The sequence below is a fragment of the Dolichospermum heterosporum TAC447 genome, from assembly GCF_024584745.1.
Taxonomy (GTDB): domain Bacteria; phylum Cyanobacteriota; class Cyanobacteriia; order Cyanobacteriales; family Nostocaceae; genus Dolichospermum; species Dolichospermum heterosporum.
Genome location: NZ_CP099464.1, coordinates 2,246,569 through 2,266,078, shown reverse-complemented (window position 1 = coordinate 2,266,078; position 19,510 = coordinate 2,246,569). Strand labels below are relative to the sequence as shown.

The following is a 19,510-nucleotide window of genomic DNA, read 5'->3' as shown; positions in this document are numbered from 1 at the left end:
CTTCGAGATCACGAAGCGTGATTGCGCCTTTGCGTGAGACTAAAATTCATACCCTTAATCAGCAATGCCTTAAATCCTCTCTGCGCCTCTGCGCCTCTGCGTGAAAAAATCTAATCTTTGGCTATTTGTCGAGGTAGAATTGTTCCTTTAGCACCAATCATGCGATTATAAACTTGTCCTTGACGGTTATAGGTAATCACATCTGTAACTACTGATGATTCTGTTTTTGATTGGACTTCACAAGTAACATAAAATGTTTCACCAAAAGGGACTTTTGCAAACTGTTCAAAATGCTTTATTTCTGATGGTAAACATCCAACTTGATGAAAGTGTTGTGTCCAAATCCAGAGAGAATGAATCTGGACATCTGCTATATAAGGATTGAATGTTTGCACCGGAAATTGTCCCTGTTGCTGTGTAGTTGGTTCTGGTAAACAGCATTCAATGGTTATCTGACTAGGACTGGTATTTAAAACTGATTTTACGCCTTGAAATGTGAATCCATGAAATAGGCTAGAAGCATTTACTTGATATAATTCTTGATTGGTTTTGAGAAAATTTTCATCCTGATTAAAGTTCAAGTTTACATAACTTGGAGGTGTGGGAATTTCTCTTTTGAGAATTAGATTTGTGCTGAAATGATAGCGGATTTTCCCGTCTGGTGTCTGACTACTAATTTTAGCAGCAAATTCTATTTCCTGATTTTCATGTTTCGCAAGTTCTTGAAGTTCTAAAATATATTCACTTGCGAAGTCCTCACCAAAAACTATGCCTTTTAAAACTTTGAAATTGGGAGAACTGAAGGCTGTAAATCCAGGATAGAGTTGTTCACAAGCATTAGTCATCCATAATAACCCACAGGTAGCAGGAAGTACGGGACGACCGGCGATAACATGATCCTGTAAAAATGGGTTTTCTGTTAATGTTAATCGGCGTTTAATCCGATAGGTCTTTAAATCATTTGATAAAGTTGCAGGAACATAAATTAATGGACTACCAATCACTAATTGAACTGTGCCTTGATTAGCCGTTGTTAGTTCATCAACTAATATTTGTGTTCCTGTTTCTACGGGAATAACTTCAATTCCTCTGGCTGCAAAAGCTTTCTTTAATTCTGATGATACCATGCCACTTTCCCAAGGTCCCCAGTTAATAGCCATAACATGACAGTTAGGGTAATTATGTTTAATTAGATGGGCTGATTTGTTGAGAATTTCATTGGCTATGGCATAATCTGATTGTCCTGCATTTCCATAAAATCCCACTACGGAAGAAAACAAAACTAAATATTGCAATTGACTTGCTGGTACACACCGCAGGAGATTTTCTAAACCTTTAACTTTAGCTGCATAAACATTTTCAAAATCTTGAATTGATTTCTTTTCAATGCGCTTATCAGCTAAGTTTCCTGCACCATGAATTATACCTGTTATCGCCCCAAAACGTTCAATTACATCTGCAAGTTTTGATTCTAGTAATACTGTGTCAGTAATATCTACACTCAGATATTCTGCTTCCCCTCCAGCTTCTGCAATAGCTTTCAGAGTATTTTGAATTTCTCGCTGTGAGGAAATACTTTGATACTTTTTCTGTACCATTATCGGTGTTGGTTTTTCCCCTTGGGCTTGAAAATTTTCTAAAATTCGCTGTTTTAATTCTGCTTCATTTTCACAATTTTCTGCCCAAACTGGTTCAACTTCTGTGCTGGAACGCCCTAAAAGAATAAATTTACATTGATATTGTTGGGCGATTTTTATGACACATTGGGCTGTGATTCCTTTTGCACCACCACTCACGAGAAATACTTGATCTTTAGTAATTTCTCTTGCAGAATTGGTAGTTGGTAATGGGCTAAAATCTGCAATTAAAGTAACTCTACCTTTGTTGCTATATCCTACTTCTTGAATTAACAAGTTTGCATCATAAATTTCTGCAAGGATATTTTTTACAGATGTTTCTGGATCTAAGTCTGGATTTAAGTCAAGGGAACGACAAAATACATTTTCCCATTCTTGATTAATACTCTTGCTAAGTCCGAATAATCCTCCAGAAATTGCACTAAAATTATGGCTTTCTCCTAATCCAAATTCACCATCTAAACGCGCAACGCTAATAAAACAACTGCGTCCAAATTTGGCGGCTGCGTTGAGTGGTTCTTTCAGATATTTAGCGATTAAGAAGACATGACGCAGAATAGATTTATCTATGTCTAATGATGTTGCTGGGTGAAGGTGAATAAATGCAGCTACAGTCCCATAATTATCAGCAATTTGTTTTAAATGTTGTTGTAAACTGTCTTCATTCCAATCCGTTAAAACTACTCTATTGATACCCGCATTAACATTTGAATCGACACCGGGGAAACTTAAAACTACAGTTTTCCAACCTTTCGCTATCAAACTTTCTGCTAATTTCTCTGTAGTGGAAGAACCATCATCAGTGATTAATGCAATGTGATTTTCAGAAAGAGAAAATTCTAAACTATCTGGTGTGGGAAGTTGCTGTAATTTAGCAATACTGCGGCGGATATTTGGTACAGATGTGATTGTGATATCTTCTACTATTTCTTCAGTCAATAAATTAGGAATTCTCTGGGCTTGTTGCTGCATATAAGTGGCAATTTCGCCTAAAGTTCTCAATTCTCCAATTTCTTCGGGGTTGGGTTTAGGTAAATCGGGATATAGTTCTAATAAACCTCCTAAAATTTCTACTCGTTTGATAGAATCAATTCCTAAATCTGCTTCCATATCCATTGACAGTTCTAGCATTTCCACAGGATAACCTGTTTTGTCACTGACAACTGTTAGCAGAATATCGCTTAAATCTTGGAAAATTTCTGCTTCTTGTTGCTGTTCTTCAACTATGGGTGTGGCTGGAATTAATTCTGGTTGGGGAATTTCTACTAATACCTCTTTGCTAATAATTGCTGTTGATATTTCTACTTGTTTATTTAAGATATCTGGAACTAAAGTTTGCATATATTCAGCAATTTGTTCCAAGGTTCTTAATTGTCCTAATTCTTCGGGGTTGGGTTTAGGTAAATCGGGATATAGTTCTAATAAACCTCCTAAAATTTCTACCCGTTTAATAGAATCAATTCCCAAATCTGCTTCCATATCCATTGACAGTTCTAACATTTCTACTGGGTAGCCTGTTTTATCACTGACAACGTTTAGTAGAGTTTGACTAAGGGTAGCTTTATCTATATTTGGGATGGTTTTTTCTTCACGCAGAGGCGCAGAGGCGCAGAGAGGAAGAGGTTCAGAAATATTCTGATTCAGTAAGTCTGGTTTTTGATAGGTTTCTAAGTCTTGTTGAATTTGAGGATGATTTACAAAGGTTTTTTCTTCACGCAGAGGCGCAGAGGCGCGGAGAGGAAGAGGTTCAGAAATATTCTGATTCAGTAAGTCTGGTTGTTGATCATTTTCTAAGTCTTGTTGAATTTGAGGATGATTTACAAAGTTGATGACTTTATTTTCTGAGGTCAGTAAATGCAAATGTTTTTGCAGAAGTTGAAAGTAATTTTGGGTATGTTCATGTTGATATTTGAGATATTGTTCATGAATGCGGAGGGTATCACCTTGATGATCATGAAACCGCATCATGTTCTGTTCAGAGTTGGAAATTGCTAGTTGTTGAGTTTGGGATTGATGTTCTGTAGTTTGATTATTTCCCAATAATAAATACTGTTGCTGCATTAATTGGGAAAATGTCTTTGTGTATTCTGTTTGATTGTGTAAAGATTGTTCATGAACGTGGATAATATCTCGTTGTTGCTGGCTAAATTCTGTGATAATTTTTTCTAAGCTGTGAATAACTTTTCCCTGATTATCAGGTTGGATTTCGACTTGTTCTAATTTACCATTGAGTGAAGTTGGGTGGTCGTTGTTACCCTGTGGTTGATGATTCTCATTAAATGCAGTTGGCGGTTTGTTGTTACCCTTTAATTGATGATTCTCATTAAATGAAGCTGGTGGTTTGTTGTCAATTGTTGGTTGGGGAGATACTACTCCCACATGATGACCATTTTCTAAAGCTTTCGCAAATGCTTTTTGAGTTCTTTCGGTAATGTTGGTACTATTTAAGCGGACATTTAAAACTTTTTTAGCGGGAACTTCGGGAATTTTAGTTGCGACTTGATAGGGATCTAAATTTTGCAAATATAATCCAGCTACCTGCAATTGAACTATGGCTTGTCGAAGAGTTTTGTCGCTGTTTTTGGTATGACTTGGATTTACGGCTATAGCTATGTGTGGCTTATCATTTAGAATTTCTTTCACCAAATTGGTAAGGACATTTTTGGGACCAAATTCTACAAAATAATAACCGCCAGCAGCATAAATATTTTCAATTTCCTGCTGAAATAATACCTGATTCAACAGTTGTTCTTTGAGGATTTTTTGAATGGCGTGGGGTTCTTGAGGATAACGGCTACCTGTAACATTAGTATAAACAGGAATTTGGGCTTCGTTGAAATTTACTTTTTCAACGGCTTGGGCAAAAGGTTTTTGAGCATGAGATACTAATGGTGTATGAAATGCTGCGGAAACTCCTAATAAAAAAGTATTAAGACCTTGATTTTTGAGAATATCTTGGACTTGAATAATTTCCTCTTTCTTGCCAGCTAATACTACTTGGTGCTGAGAATTTTTATTAGCAACTGCTACCTGGGGAAACTTTTTAATTACTTCCGTTATTTGATGAATATCTCCTTTGACAGCTAACATTCCTCCGGTATCAAAATTGGGATTGGCAGGTGCAGCCATAGCTTGTCCTCTAGCTTTTACTAGGAACAAATAATCCTCTTCATTTAACACTCCTGCGACCCACAAAGCTGTTAATTCACCAAAGCTATGACCGGCAACAAAATCGGGTTTAAATCCAGCTTGTTGCAAGATTTTATATAAGCCTGCACTAAATACACCAATTGCCGGTTGTGCATATTCAGTTTTTTGCAATGTTGCTAACTGAATTTGCTTTTTTGTTTCATCAAAAACAGGTTGAGGAAATACTACACTTGATAAAGGCTGTAACCCGTCTTCACACAACAGGCTATCCATGTGAGTGTAGGTTTGGCGCAAGCAGGGAAAATTCATTACCAATTCCCGCCCCATTTCTAAGTATTGTGAACCTTGTCCAGAAAACAAAGCCACTACTTTAGCTGTTGTGTCTGTCCCCTTTTGGCGGTAGTAAACCCCTTGCGGATGTTCCCAGGATTTGGCTTCAGGCTTGTTTCTCAGCCCTTCTATGACAATTTGCAGTAATTCCCCAGCTTGCCCTAAATCATCGGCGACAAAGCCCACTCTCGCATAATTAACGGGAATTTTAGCGGTTTGAGAATCAGTAATTAATTGTTGATAGTATTTTTCTTTATTCTCATTCTGTAATTGTTGTTGGATTTGTTGACAACGAGATAACAACTCTGAAGGGGTGGGGGCAAATAGCAGTAAGGATTGTGGAGTATGGTGTAAACGGTAAGGGTGATGATGTTCATGTTCATATTCTTCTAAAACAACGTGATAATTCGTACCACCAAATCCAAAAGCACTGACTCCCGCCCTTCTGGGTTGAGTAGGATGACTTACCCAAGGTCTAGTTTCCGTATTTAAATAAAATGGCGAGTTCTCAATATTCAGTTTAGGATGGGGGGTACTGACATTAATCGTCGGTGGTAAGACTTTGTGATGTAATGCTAAAGCCGCTTTGATGAGACTGGCAGCACCAGCAGCCGCTTTAGTGTGTCCAATTTGAGATTTAACAGTTCCTAAAGCAATATGCTGTTTTTTCGGGTTATTTTCGCCAAAAACACTGGTAATAGATGTAAATTCTGTAGGATCTCCTACCATCGTTCCTGTACCATGTGCTTCAATTAAACCTATACTAGCAGGAGAAACTCCTGAATCTGTATATGCTCGATTTAAAGCACTTATTTGACCTTCGGCGCGAGGTGCATAGATACTTTTATACTTACCATCACTGGAACTGCCAACGCCCTTAATGACTGCATAGATGCGATCGCCATCTCGTTGAGCATCTTCTAGGCGTTTAAGTACCAACATTCCCACACCTTCACCTAATAGCATTCCATCTGCATCAGCATCAAAGGGTCTTACCTTTTCCCCTGGAGAAACAGCAGGAGTTTTACTGAAGCACATATAGGCGAAAATTGAGTTATCAGTATCTACGCCGCCAGTAATCATCATGTCGGCGCGATGTTCTACTAATTCGCTAACAGCCATCCTTAATGCACCCAAGGAACTCGCGCAAGCTGCATCAACTACGCAGTTCATTCCCCCCAAATCCAGACGGTTAGCGATACGTCCAGAAATCACATTTGCTAACATTCCGGGGAAAGCATTTTCTTCCCATTGCACATATCCACTTTTGAGTTTTTCAATAATTTTCTGGGTATCTTCGTCTGATAAACCACTATTTTTGAGAACTTTTTTCCAAAGTGGATCTTGCAATCTTGCACCTAAAGGAACAGCCAATTGTCTACCAATTGCTACTCCCAATACTACTCCTGTTCGTTCATGATTAAATTGTCGAGATGCACCATAACCAGCATCGTCTAACGCCTCTTTTGCTACTACCAAACCGAGTAATTGAGAAATATCTGTCACCTCCAAAATATTGGGAGGTAAGCCAAATTCCATAGGATTAAAATCAATATCTGGTAAGAAACCACCGCGCTTACAATAGGTTTTATCTGGTGTTTTTGGATCAGGATCATAATAGTCATCTATATGCCAACGGGACGCAGGAACATCAGTAATACAATCTACTTTCTGAATAATATTTTCCCAGTATTCTTGCAAACTCTTCGCCTGGGGAAAAATAGAAGCCATACCAATAATTGCGACATCATTTGTTCGCAATTTAGCATTAATTTCATTTTTCATATTTGTAGTCTCAGGCATATTTTTTTTCACTTTTATCATCTTGAGTACAGACTTTTCACAGTTAATAATTTCATCTTTTAACTGTGTGAAAGCAGTTTCAAACTGGGAGATAGCCATGATCATATTTTGCTCTTTTGAGCAGGTAATATGGAGTTAAAGTTTCAAGAGTAATTGACCGCAGATAAATACGGATGAATTCAGATATCTGATGATTCCATACAGCCTTAGATGAAGTTGGTATAGGTAAACATTGACTTTCATCCTTAACAGTATTGAAATCTTTTTTTGCGTTAATTATTGATGAATACTCTGGCGGCTTAATATGGAATCCTCTAATTAATCCTGTAGTCTATAAATTAATTTTCGCCCAAATTAATCTGAGTTTGGTGACAACTCTATTGCAACTCATAAGCAATTTATGTGCAACTTCATAAAAGTCTTGCAAATGTAAAATTGATAGAGTTATCTGCAAAATGTGTTTACTTATCCAATACATAAATTATTATCTAAGTTTTAGCCATTTTGACCAAAGTTGCACATAGATTGCATATCCTTAGTTTTAATTTATTAAAGATTTTATTTTTCCCTGAGAGGATATTTTAAAGGTGGTATCCCATAATTTTCATCACATTGTTACCCCCCTTAATCCCCCCTTATAAAGGGGGGAAATCGGAAAAATTAGTTCCCTCCCCTTTATAAGGGGAGGGTTAGGGTGGGGTAATTTGAGGAATAATGGTGATTCGATAACTTGTGCGTACACCGTAGCCTTTATAAGAAGGGAAACAATAAAAATCCAGTTCCCTCCCCTTTATAAGGGGAGGGTTAGGGTGGGGTAAAAGATTTGAATAGGATTTTGAATATGTAATTATTGTTCATTAGTTTCTAATGCCAAATAGTGAATCTTTGCATCTATCTCCAGAAAGATTTTTTTATATTTTGTAAAATTAGTCACCACCAAATATATCTAAAGAATTAAAAAAATATTTTTCTATCAAATTGATTCTAAAGTTTGAGATAATGAAAGATCAGTAATTCTTAATCTATATAAGGAGTTAATAATTTGATGCTTGCAATTTTTACCAATCCAAGATAGTGCGACAAATAAGGTTTTATGAAACAATTAGTTGCATATAGGTTGAAATTCCCAAAAAATAAGTTTAACCTAAATTATTAAATCAGGGAAGTTTAGACCGTGAATTTAAAGCGGCCTTTGAGCATTAAATTAGTCAATTAAACTTTATTGCATTATTTGGCTTCTGCAATATTGGAATTACAAAACTACAAGGAATTGCTGGCATGAGACTATCTGAATTAGATCCACTCATCCCGCTGAATGAGTTACGAGAAGACCTCCTCAAATTACCAAAAGGTTACTCATTTCATGAAGATGAATTAGTAGATTTTCTATCACGGAGAAGATGGCCTGAAAGCAATCGTCGAATTGATAGAACAACATTTTGGCGGTGGCGTAATGACAACGCTATTGAGCATCAAAAAATATTCAGTCGTTTGGATCTTCTCAAACTTTGTCAAATTTGTGATCACTATCGAGTAGACGGAACACGGAGTGAATACTTGGCAATTATGCGGAAGAAAAAAGAAAAAGAGGTTGTGCTGAATAAATAAACTTTTGATATTGGTAATTGGTAATTGTCAGTAACTGATTACCCATTACCTATCAAAATTTTAGCATTTAAATATTTTGTGTAACTGGTAATTAATCAACTCAGCAAATAATTCTTGATCAATAGTATTTTTTTGGATATTGGATCATATATAAGGTTGTCAAGAGATGTTATCAAGGATAGGGACTTTTCTGGTTCTTATTGAGAATCAGAAATACTGTCATATTTCCTAATTTAAAAGACAAAATCATGGTACACAAAGAAAAGCACTCATTAATAAAACCTGTGAGTTTGTGGCCGATAATGTTAGCAAGTTCTGGAGTTATAGCTACTAGTCTAATATCTCTCTATAGCCTTTCATATTTTCAGAAACATTCTAAATCAACTTCTACAATATCTCCTATTATCCCTATTTCTGCACCTACCATTACTGCTGTTGCTGCTTTAGGACGGTTAGAACCCCAAGGAGAAGTAATTCGTCTTTCCGCACCCAATTCTCAGACAGGGATAAGAGTTAATCAACTTTTGGTGAAAAAAGGAGACAAAATTCGTCAAGGACAAGTAGTAGCAATTCTTGATAGTTATATTCCTAATCTTGCAGCTTTAGAAAAAGCAAAACGACAAGTAGAAGTCAGTCAAGCGAATCTTCAGCAAGTAGAAGCAGGGGCGAAAAGAGGTGATATTTCGGCTCAAAAAGCCGCAATTTCCCGGTTAGAAGTGGAATTACGAGGATCAATTTCTACCCAAAAAGCCACAATTGCTCGTCTAGAAGCTGAACTAAAAAATTCAGAAACCGAAAATAACCGATATCAGAAATTATATGAAGATGGTGCTATTTCTGCTTCTGATGCAGATAATAAAAAATTACGCAGGGATACTGTGCAAGAACAACTTAATGAAGCTAATGCTAACCTGAAACGGACTGTAGAAACTTTGCAAAAACAGTTAAGTGAGTCTGAAGCTAGACTGAATAGTATTGCAGAAATTCGTCCTACAGATGTGCAACTAGCTCAAGCAAATGTAAAAAGTGCGATCGCATCTGTTCAACAAGCTCAAGCGGAGTTAGATTTAAGTTATATTCGTTCACCTATTAATGGTCAAGTCCTAAAAATTAATGCTTGGCCAGGAGAAATAATTGCCAATAAAGGGATATTAGAACTAGGACAAACTCAACAAATGTATGTAGTTGCAGAAGTTTACGAAACTGACATTAAAAAAGTTCGTTTAGGTCAATCAGCAACTATCACGGGTGACGCTTTCGCAGGAAAATTACAAGGGACAGTTACAGATATTGGTTTACAAGTTGGCAGACAAAATATCTTTAACACTAATCCTGGTTCAGATACAGATAATAAAATAGTTGATGTAAAAATTCGCATTGATAAATTAGCAGATAATCAACGAGTTTCTAATTTAACTAATTTACAAGTCCAGGCACTTATTCAGATATAAGCCTGAACTGTAAGTTGTCTAATTAATTTGATGGGGATGATGACTAATGGGTATTTTGAAATCCTATGATGAGATAGGAAAGAGGAGAAAATATGATTTTAAATATACCTTTAGCTTGGCTACAATTAGCAAAGCAAAAAGTACGCTTTTTTGTAGCATTAGCGGGTATTGCTTTTATTTCTGTTTTAATGTTTATGCAAATTGGGTTTCAAGATGCTCTTTATGCCAGTGCGACTCAAGTACATAAACATCTTCGAGGTGATTTGTTTTTAATTAGCTCCCAATATAAATCCTTGACTTCTACTCAAAGTTTTCCTCGCAGTCGTTTATATCAGATATTAGGTTTTAATGGGATTGAATCAGTTGAACCTTTATATGTCCAATTTGCTAAACTGAAAAATCCTCTCAATGGTCGCAAATATCCTATTTATGTCCTGGGATTTGATCCGGTTAAATCCATATTTAGATTACCTGAAATAGATCAAGATTTTCAATCACTCAAAATTCCTGATCAAGTATTTTTTGACCGAGCCGCACGTCCAGAATTTGGACCAATTGCTGAATATTTCCAGAAAAATAAACATATCAGTATGGAAATATTTAGTTATTTAGGAACAGTTGGTTACAAGGTTAAAGTTAGTGGTTTATTTACCCTTGGGCCCTCTTTTGGTGTGGATGGTAATTTAATAGTCAGTTCTTCTACTTTTTTGAAAATATTTCCAGAACGCAGAGCAAATGAACTAGATATAGGCTCAATTAATCTGCAACCTCATGTTAACCCAAAAACAATTTTAGCAACCTTATCTGCTAATTTACCTGATGATGTCACAGTGATGACTCGCCAAGAATTTATTGATTTTGAAAAAAACTATTGGACATTAAGAACACCGATTGGATTTGTGTTTAATTTGATGGTAACGATGGGTTTTGTTGTTGGTGTCATTGTTGTTTATCAAATCCTTTATAGTAATATATCAAGCCATTTTGTCCAATTTGCTACACTCAAGGCCATGGGATTTAGAAATAAATATCTTTTGAATGTTGTTTTTCAGCAAGCTATAATTTTAGCTGTCTTGGGTTATATTCCCGGTTTTGCTATCTCTCTAGGACTATATGATATTGCCAAAGATGCAACTAAATTACCAATTGTGATGGATATAAATAAGGGTTTATTAGTATTTACGTCTGTGATTATTATGTGCTTAACTTCTGGTTTCTTTTCTACTAATAAATTACGTAAGGTAGATCCAGCAGAAATTTTTAATTAACCACCTAAGAGGATGTTTGAAAAGTTTTTAAGTTTTTTACCGTTCACCCACTTATGCGATATTCACATTCTGCTAATATTTTACAAATCACAAATCTTAATCATTACTTTGGTAGTAGTAAATTACGAACTCAAACCTTATTTGATATTAATTTGACGATCAAATCTGGAGAAATTGTCATTATGACTGGACCTTCTGGTTCAGGAAAAACTACTCTATTAACATTAATCGGTGGTTTGCGTTCTGTTCAAGAGGGAAGTTTAAAATTTAGTGGACAAGAATTATTAAATGCTAGTAATGAAGAATTAGTTCAAATACGTAGGCAAATTGGTTATATTTTTCAAGCTCATAATTTACTAGATTTCTTAACTGCTATGCAAAATGTACAAATGTCTTTAGAATTGCAATCTAATATTTCTCAATGGGAATCTTATATTCAGTCTGAAGCAATACTTAATGCTGTGAAATTGGGAGATAGAATTAATTATTATCCCTCTGATCTTTCTGGGGGACAGAAGCAACGAGTGGCGATCGCTCGCGCTTTAGTGAGTCATCCTAAGTTAGTATTAGCCGATGAACCTACGGCTGCTTTAGATAGTAAATCAGGACGAGATGTGGTTAATTTAATGCAGCAATTAGCAAAAGAACAAGATTGCTCAATTTTAATTGTTACCCATGATAACCGCATTTTAGATATTGCTGATAGAATTATCAACATGGAGGACGGTTATTTAATTCAAGATGAAGTTTAGGGTGATCTCCTAGATTTGTACTTAACCAAATTTACTAAGAGAACTCCACAAAAAAAATGATCCAATTTTGTGGGATGGGCATCCTTGCCCGTCCTTGATGATTAGCGGGCAATTCGTCCAATTCGTCCCGCACCACAAGAAATTTTGGGATATTTTTTTGATTGGAAGTCTCTAATAAACCTGTGCTGCATGAGTTGTCATTGCGAGTGAAAGGAAGCAATCTCTTGACAACCGATAAACCACCTAACGAAAAAATCTCTCAAACCCTTATTCCTCTGTGTCCTCTGCGCCTCCGTGGTTCGTTAATCAGGATAATTTATTTCTTGGAAGTCCCTAAGAGGTTGTTTGAAAAGTATCAGATGAAACCCATAATCTCCAAAAACCTAACCCCCCTGCCCCCCTTCCCTACCAGGGAATGGGGTTTTCAAAGCCTCTCCCCGCGTCGGGGAGAGGTTTGGAGAGGGGTCAATTTATACATTCAAAACTTTTCAAACACCCTCTAAAGAATAAAATCACTAACCAAGGTATTGTTAAATCAGGAATTAACCCGGCATAATTTCTTAAAAAAGGTATTTGCCTTGGTAAAATAAACCTCAAAGAACGTAAAGACGCAGAACCACCTAACGAAAAAATCTCTCAAACCCTTATTCCTCTGTGTCCTCTGCGCCTCCGTGGTTCGTTAATCAGGATAATTTATTTCTTGGAAGTCCCTAAGAGGTTGTTTGAAAAGTATCAGATGAAACCCATAATCTCCAAAAACCTAACCCCCCTGCCCCCCTTCCCTACCAGGGAATGGGGTTTTCAAAGCCTCTCCCCGCGTCGGGGAGAGGTTTGGAGAGGGGTCAATTTATACATTCAAAACTTTTCAAACACCCTCTAAAGAATAAAATCACTAACCAAGGTATTGTTAAATCAGGAATTAACCCGGCATAATTTCTTAAAAAAGGTATTTGCCTTGGTAAAATAAACCTCAAAGAACGTAAAGACGCAGAACCACCTAACGAAAAAATCTCTCAAACCCTTATTCCTCTGTGTCCTCTGCGCCTCCGTGGTTCGTTAATCAGGATAATTTATTTCTTGGAAGTCCCTAAGAGGTTGTTTGAAAAGTATCAGATGAAACCCATAATCTCCAAAAACCTAACCCCCCTGCCCCCCTTCCCTACCAGGGAATGGGGTTTTCAAAGCCTCTCCCCGCGTCGGGGAGAGGTTTGGAGAGGGGTCAATTTATACATTCAAAACTTTTCAAACACCCTCTAAAGAATAAAATCACTAACCAAGGTATTGTTAAATCAGGAATTAACCCGGCATAATTTCTTAAAAAAGGTATTTGCCTTGGTAAAATAAACCTCAAAGAACGTAAAGACGCAGAACCACCTAACGAAAAAATCTCTCAAACCCTTATTCCTCTGTGTCCTCTGCGCCTCCGTGGTTCGTTAATCAGGATAATTTATTTCTTGGAAGTCCCTAAGAGGTTGTTTGAAAAGTATCAGATGAAACCCATAATCTCCAAAAACCTAACCCCCCTGCCCCCCTTCCCTACCAGGGAATGGGGTTTTCAAAGCCTCTCCCCGCGTCGGGGAGAGGTTTGGAGAGGGGTCAATTTATACATTCAAAACTTTTCAAACACCCTCTAAAGAATAAAATCACTAACCAAGGTATTGTTAAATCAGGAATTAACCCAGCATAATTTCTTAAAAAAGGTATTTGCCTTGGTAAAATAAACCTCAAAGAACGTAAAGACGCAGGACGATTACCATTTTCATCTACAAATCCATATCTCTTGGCAACTTCAGCGACAATTTGGATTTTACCTGTATATTTGATAATATTAGCATCAGCAGCTAAACTAGCGATCGCCCTCCCAGTGAATAAGGGTGTTTCCCAATTATAACTATCACCAAATGATAGAGATTTACCATCTTCTGAACTCTGTTCTTTAGCAAAACTGGTAATCTGTTCTGTACCGACAATCCCCGGATAAATAGCCAAAGAAGTCACATGATATTTTTTCAATTCTTTAGCCATATCTGCGGCTAATCTATCACAAGCACTTTTGCCCACACCATAGGGAACACTAAAAATATAAGACATTCCGCCCCAAGAAGAAATAGTAAAAATAATTCCCTCCTTGCGCTTTGTCATCATCCTCGCGGCATAAATACTAGCGACATAATGACTTCGTAAACCGACATGATTCGCAGCATCCCAAAAACTCGGTTCTAACTCCCAAAAAGTTTTACCAAAGCCTTCTCTAATAGCTTGTACTCCTGCATAGACATTATTAACTAAAATATCTAATTGACCATTTTGTTCTCTCTCAATCCGGGCAAAAAGTTGGCGAATTTGCTCATCATCACTATGATCAACCTGCACGGGAATACAGACCCCACCAGCTTCTATAACGGCGGTTTCAGTTTCTTGTAAACTCCCACCAAGACCGTCATTATTAGGTTCAAGAGTGCGTCCTGTAATATAGACTGTAGCACCAGCTTCACCTAATCCAATTGCAATTCCTTTCCCAATTCCTCTAGTAGCACCCGTAACTAATGCTATTTTTCCTTGCAGATGTTTAATCATTTTTTATGAGGAAATTTATATTTTTATTATAAAATCATTATATTAATATTCTCAATTTTGTCAATAATCATGAATTCGCTAATCAACGACATCAAACAAATTAAGTAGGTTGGCGTTGAAAATTGTCGTTGTGGGAAGGGAATAGGCAATTTTACCTGTTGGTTAAGAAAACCAGATAATTGGAACAATAACATTATTGATGCCGATTTATTTTGTCCTTTCGGATATCAACAATAACCAGTTAAAAATCCCTAACCCTCCCCTTGTAAAGGGGAGGGTTAGGGAGGGGTAAAACATTTAACACAACTTACACAAGCGTTATTAAACGTATATATTTGTGCTATATTTTACTTAAATATACTAAAACTCGACCGTTAACAAGAAAACTAGCAGCAAGAATTTCTAATTTGCGAATATATCCCGAAAAGACAAGATATTGTTACAATATTTAACAACGTTGATTTAACTGGTGGCTTCTTCATGATGGTTAAGACACTTCCCCCTAGTTCTCGAACAAGTCAGGAGGACAGTCGCGGAGGCGAATTGTCCGTGATTGAGGTAGTAGCAGAACAAAGTACACAGACGGTAGTAATCAAATCGGCGCAGGCTTCTCAACAGCCAAGGCACAAAGTGAGGACAGGATCTGAACCGGAGTCGGTGCTGTATGATCCTGTGGAAATAGCAGCACAGTATAGTGGGCGATTCCTGCAAGTTGTCCGGCGGATTCTGACGGTTTTAAAACCAATTCTTGCCTTTGTCTTCGGGTTATGGTGGGATAAGCAATGGAGAATTTTGGTTAAAAATGAACGTCGTCGCGCTGTTCAACTGAGAGAGTTATTAACAAAGCTAGGACCAGCTTACATTAAAATTGGTCAAGCTTTATCCACTAGACCAGATTTAGTCCCACCAATTTACCTAGAAGAATTAACTAGACTCCAAGATCAATTACCAGCTTTTCCTAATGAAATAGCTTACCAATTTATTCAGGAAGAATTGGGAGCAACACCGTCAGAAATTTACGCAGAATTTTCGTTACAACCGATTGCGGCGGCTTCCTTGGGACAAGTATATAAAGGCAGATTGAAAACTGGGGAAGAAGTAGCGATTAAAGTCCAACGTCCAGATTTACGGGAACGAATTACGATAGATTTGTATATTTTGCGGAAACTGGCTGCTTGGGTACAGCGGAATCTCAAGCGGGTACGTAGTGATTTAGTCGGAATTTTGGATGAGTTAGGCGATCGCATTTTTGAAGAAATGGACTATATTCATGAAGGCGAAAATGCAGAACGCTTTTTTGAATTATATGGTCACATGAAGGATATTTATGTACCAAAAATTTACTGGGAATACACCAACCGTCGCGTTTTAACGATGGAGTGGATTAACGGCATCAAATTAACTCAACCCGAAAAAATCGCCGCTTTAGGAATCAATGCCCGGTATTTAATTGAAGTTGGAGTCCAATGTTCTTTGCGTCAATTATTAGAACATGGATTTTTCCACGCTGACCCCCACCCAGGTAACTTATTAGCGACAATGGATGGTAAATTAGCTTATCTCGATTTTGGCATGATGAGCGAAGTGAAACCAGCCCAACGTTATGGTTTAATTGAAGCAATTGTCCACGTCGTTAATCGGGAATTTGATAGTTTAGCAAAAGACTATGTAAAGCTAGAATTTCTCACTCCCGAAACAGACCTAACTCCCATTATTCCTGCTTTTGCCAAAGTATTTGCTAACGCCCAAGGTGCAAGTGTCGCGGATTTGAATATTAAAAGCATCACCGATGATTTATCGGCTTTAATGTATGAATATCCTTTCCGTGTTCCCCCATATTACGCCTTAATTATTCGTTCGCTTGTGACTTTGGAAGGAATTGCAATCTATATAGATCCCGATTTCAAAGTTCTCAGTGAAGCCTATCCTTATGTTGCTAAAAGGCTGTTAACAGATCCCGCAAACGAGTTAAGAACATCATTACAAGAATTACTGTTTAAAGATGGGAAATTCCGCTGGAATCGTTTAGAAAACCTGCTAAAAAATGCCCGCAGCAACCAAGAATATGATCTGAACTTAGTCGTTAATCAAGGAGTAGAATTTCTCTCCTCTGACCGAGGTGCATTTATTCGTGATAGATTAGTTGATGAATTTTTCAATAGTATAGATGCTGTCAGTAAAAATGCCTTGCATAACTTCACTTATGTACTTCGAGAAAAGGTAGGAATTACCGCAGTTCATCAAATTCCTTCAGCCTCAGTTGAACAACAACAAACCTTAGAATATATTCAACGCATTGGGGGAATTTTACAAGACACTAAAGGCTTTGATGCCACAAAATTTGCTCCTCAATTAGCCCAAATCATTGTTAATCCAGGAGTCCAACTTTTAAGTCAACAAATTGCCACTCGCGTCACCCAGAAAGCCGTAACTCGCGTCATTCGGGAGTTATTAGCATCTGAATAATATCTAAACTGTCTAAACTGTGATTTTTTTGATTTAGATGATTGAGATAATTAATTAATCAGAAAAATCAAATTAATCACACAAATCATAGTTTAGACATTTCTTTGATTGAGACAATTAATTAATCATAAAAATCAAATTAATCACACAAATCATAGTTTAGACGTTTTTTTGATTGAGACAATTAATTAATCAGAAAAATCAAATTAATCACAAAAATCATAGTTTAGACGTTTTTTTGATTGAGACAATTAATTAATCAGAAAAATCAAATTAATCACACAAATCATAGTTTAGACGTTTTTTTGATTGAGACAATTAATTAATCAGAAAAATCAAATTAATCACAAAAATCATAGTTTAGACGATGATTAATTAATCACACAAATCATAGTTTAGACGATGATTAATTAATCAGAAAAATCATAGTTTAGACATTAATTAATCACACAAATCATAGTTTAGACAATCAAATATTCGTTCCTAAACTCTGAGCGTAAATCACCTCAATATTGCTACCAAAATCCAATTTATCCAAGGATTCTGTGAAAAACACAAAACCCTTATACGCAGTTACATACTTATATATTTTCGTAAAATAACCTTCACTGGTGACAATGACAAGCGGCTCTTCACCTTTGGCAAGAATATCCAAAAAAGCATCTAACTTTACACATACACCAGTACCCTGATGAGTGAAAATACTCCCACCAATAGTAGCAGGTTGAGCAGCCGCATCACCACTGTAATAGCTCATTTAGCGCTAACTTTTACTTATGTTATTGACCAGCTAATTTTAAACTTTCGTCTCCACTACCTGCTGTGAAGTTTGTAACGTTTGGGGTAAACTCCAATCGGGACGCAATTTAGCAGCGTGACGTAAATAAACGTGGTGAATTGGCGTAGAAGTTGGTAAATTAGCGTGAATGAGAAAGCGAATACAGCGCGGTAAACTTCCTTCAACGTGCATTTGTTGGACATCTAACATAGCTACACTATCCCACAAAGGACGACTGCGGGCGATCGCTGCTGGAAAAATAGCATCCAAATCCTTTGTCACTGAAAAAGTCACACTAATCATATCGTCCGGTTGGAGTTTATTTCTTTGCTCCAATTCATCTAATAATTCTGTCACTGAATCTCGAATTGCTTCAACACTATTTTCCGCAACAGTTGTTGCACCCCGAATTGCTCGCATTTGCCATTTCACTACCAAAATCCTCCTTTTGTTAGTTGTCAGTTGTAATAATTCTTCCCTGTTCCCTGTTCCCTGTTCCCTGTTCCCTACTTTCTATGGACGATATAACCACATGGGTAAACCACTGGTAGACACTTCAAATTCTAGCCAATCAATCCCCCCACCAATAACCGATTTAGCTTGACGACTTCCGGGTAGAACACGACTCAAAAATGGTTTCTGTTCTTCTAGCGTATAGCAAAGAGTTTTCTCAGGATCAAGTCCTACTAATTCCGCTGTCCATCGTCGTGCATCCTCTTCTGTTCCTAAGCGGTCTATAACACCCAACTCTAAGGCTTGCTGTCCGGTAAAAATTCGGCCGTCAGCGAAACTTTTCACCTTCTCTACGGTTAATGAACGAGCCTTTGCTACCGTTTCCACAAATTGTTGATAGCTGCAATCAATCAAGTCTTGCAGAATAGTTTGTTCCGGTTCTGTTAATTCCCGATCAAAAGCTAATATATCTTTGTACGGTCCTGACTTAATGACCTTAAAGGAAACACCAATTTTTCCCAATAGCACCTCTAAATTATTCCCCCGCAGAATTACCCCAATACTGCCCGTAATCGTGCCTGGATTCGCCATGATATGTTCTGCACCCATACCAATATAAACGCCTCCAGAAGCGGAAATATTCCCAAAACTAGCAACAATCTTGATTTTTTTGGCTAATCTCTTTAGTGCGCTGTAGATTTCTTGAGAATCACCCACTGTACCCCCAGGACTATCAATGCGTAGCAGTAAAGCGGGAAATTTACCTTCCTCTACGGTTTTCAATGCTTCTAGGACGTGCTTACGGGTTGAACCAGCGATCGCACCGCTGACTTCAATCCGCGCAATTTGTTTCCGAAAGTTGGGCTTAAATGGCCAAATCATGGGCAATCAAATAACTTTTTAATCTTCTGAATATCTTTAATATAGAACGCCCAGCGCGAACCTAACGGGTTCTAAACAAGTAGGCAAAATTGATTATATAAACAATACCTTGTCCAAATCGAAAAAAGTCTTGATTTGTAGGGGTAGCGCCCCGTGCCTACCCCGATATTTGGGGCAAGCACTTATGTAGTCTCGTTGAACCAAGAATCCCCGTGTCTTTAGGGACTTCCAAATAAAAAAATACTCAACCACCTAACGCAAAAATCTCTCAAACCCTTATTCCTCTGTGTCCTCTGCGCCTCTGTGGTTCGTTAATCAGGATAATTTATTTCTTGGAAGTCCCTTAGACCAGGGA

At 37.3% G+C, this 19,510-nt stretch carries 10 protein-coding genes; 5 read left to right on the top strand and 5 right to left on the bottom strand.

Translation table 11 applies throughout. The features are described from left to right. Positions 1-110 precede the first annotated feature (110 nt). Positions 111-7,019, bottom strand: a complete 6,909-nt coding sequence (locus NG743_RS10045; RefSeq protein WP_257121934.1) for a type I polyketide synthase — start codon at positions 7,017-7,019, stop codon at positions 111-113. A gap of 1,179 nt (positions 7,020-8,198) precedes the next feature. Here NG743_RS10045 and NG743_RS10040 point away from each other — a divergent pair. From NG743_RS10040 to NG743_RS10025, 4 genes are all read left to right on the top strand, one after another. Further along, on the top strand, positions 8,199-8,528 hold the full coding sequence (locus NG743_RS10040; RefSeq protein WP_027402676.1) for a hypothetical protein: 330 nt from the start codon (positions 8,199-8,201) through the stop codon (positions 8,526-8,528). Between the two features lie 248 nt (positions 8,529-8,776). Beyond that, positions 8,777-9,979, top strand: a complete 1,203-nt coding sequence (locus tag NG743_RS10035) for an ABC exporter membrane fusion protein (RefSeq protein WP_027402675.1) — start codon at positions 8,777-8,779, stop codon at positions 9,977-9,979. A gap of 92 nt (positions 9,980-10,071) precedes the next feature. Further along, the gene (gene devC / locus NG743_RS10030) at positions 10,072-11,247 is read left to right on the top strand and encodes an ABC transporter permease DevC (protein ID WP_027402674.1); all 1,176 of its coding nucleotides are present in this window, start codon (positions 10,072-10,074) and stop codon (positions 11,245-11,247) included. Between the two features lie 53 nt (positions 11,248-11,300). Next, positions 11,301-11,999: a DevA family ABC transporter ATP-binding protein gene (locus NG743_RS10025; protein WP_193964434.1), complete on the top strand. Its 699-nt coding sequence runs from the start codon at positions 11,301-11,303 to the stop codon at positions 11,997-11,999. 1,596 nt (positions 12,000-13,595) lie between these two features. Here the strand turns inward: NG743_RS10025 and NG743_RS10020 are convergent. Next, positions 13,596-14,573, bottom strand: coding sequence for an SDR family NAD(P)-dependent oxidoreductase (locus tag NG743_RS10020; protein WP_193965050.1), 978 nt, complete (start codon positions 14,571-14,573; stop codon positions 13,596-13,598). A 483-nt stretch (positions 14,574-15,056) separates the two neighbouring features. Between NG743_RS10020 and NG743_RS10015 the strand changes: the two genes are divergently transcribed. Beyond that, a complete protein-coding gene (locus NG743_RS10015; protein ID WP_027402671.1) occupies positions 15,057-17,042 on the top strand; it encodes an ABC1 kinase family protein in 1,986 nt (661 codons plus the stop codon). A 469-nt stretch (positions 17,043-17,511) separates the two neighbouring features. Here NG743_RS10015 and NG743_RS10010 read toward each other — a convergent pair whose 3' ends face one another. The 3 genes from NG743_RS10010 to sppA form a co-directional block, all read right to left on the bottom strand. Next, on the bottom strand, positions 17,512-17,799 hold the full coding sequence (locus tag NG743_RS10010; RefSeq protein WP_027402670.1) for a hypothetical protein: 288 nt from the start codon (positions 17,797-17,799) through the stop codon (positions 17,512-17,514). A 39-nt stretch (positions 17,800-17,838) separates the two neighbouring features. Then, positions 17,839-18,252, bottom strand: a complete 414-nt coding sequence (aroH, locus tag NG743_RS10005) for a chorismate mutase (RefSeq protein WP_027402669.1) — start codon at positions 18,250-18,252, stop codon at positions 17,839-17,841. 81 nt (positions 18,253-18,333) lie between these two features. Beyond that, a complete protein-coding gene (sppA, locus tag NG743_RS10000; protein ID WP_257121933.1) occupies positions 18,334-19,155 on the bottom strand; it encodes a signal peptide peptidase SppA in 822 nt (273 codons plus the stop codon). Positions 19,156-19,510: the final 355 nt, after the last annotated feature.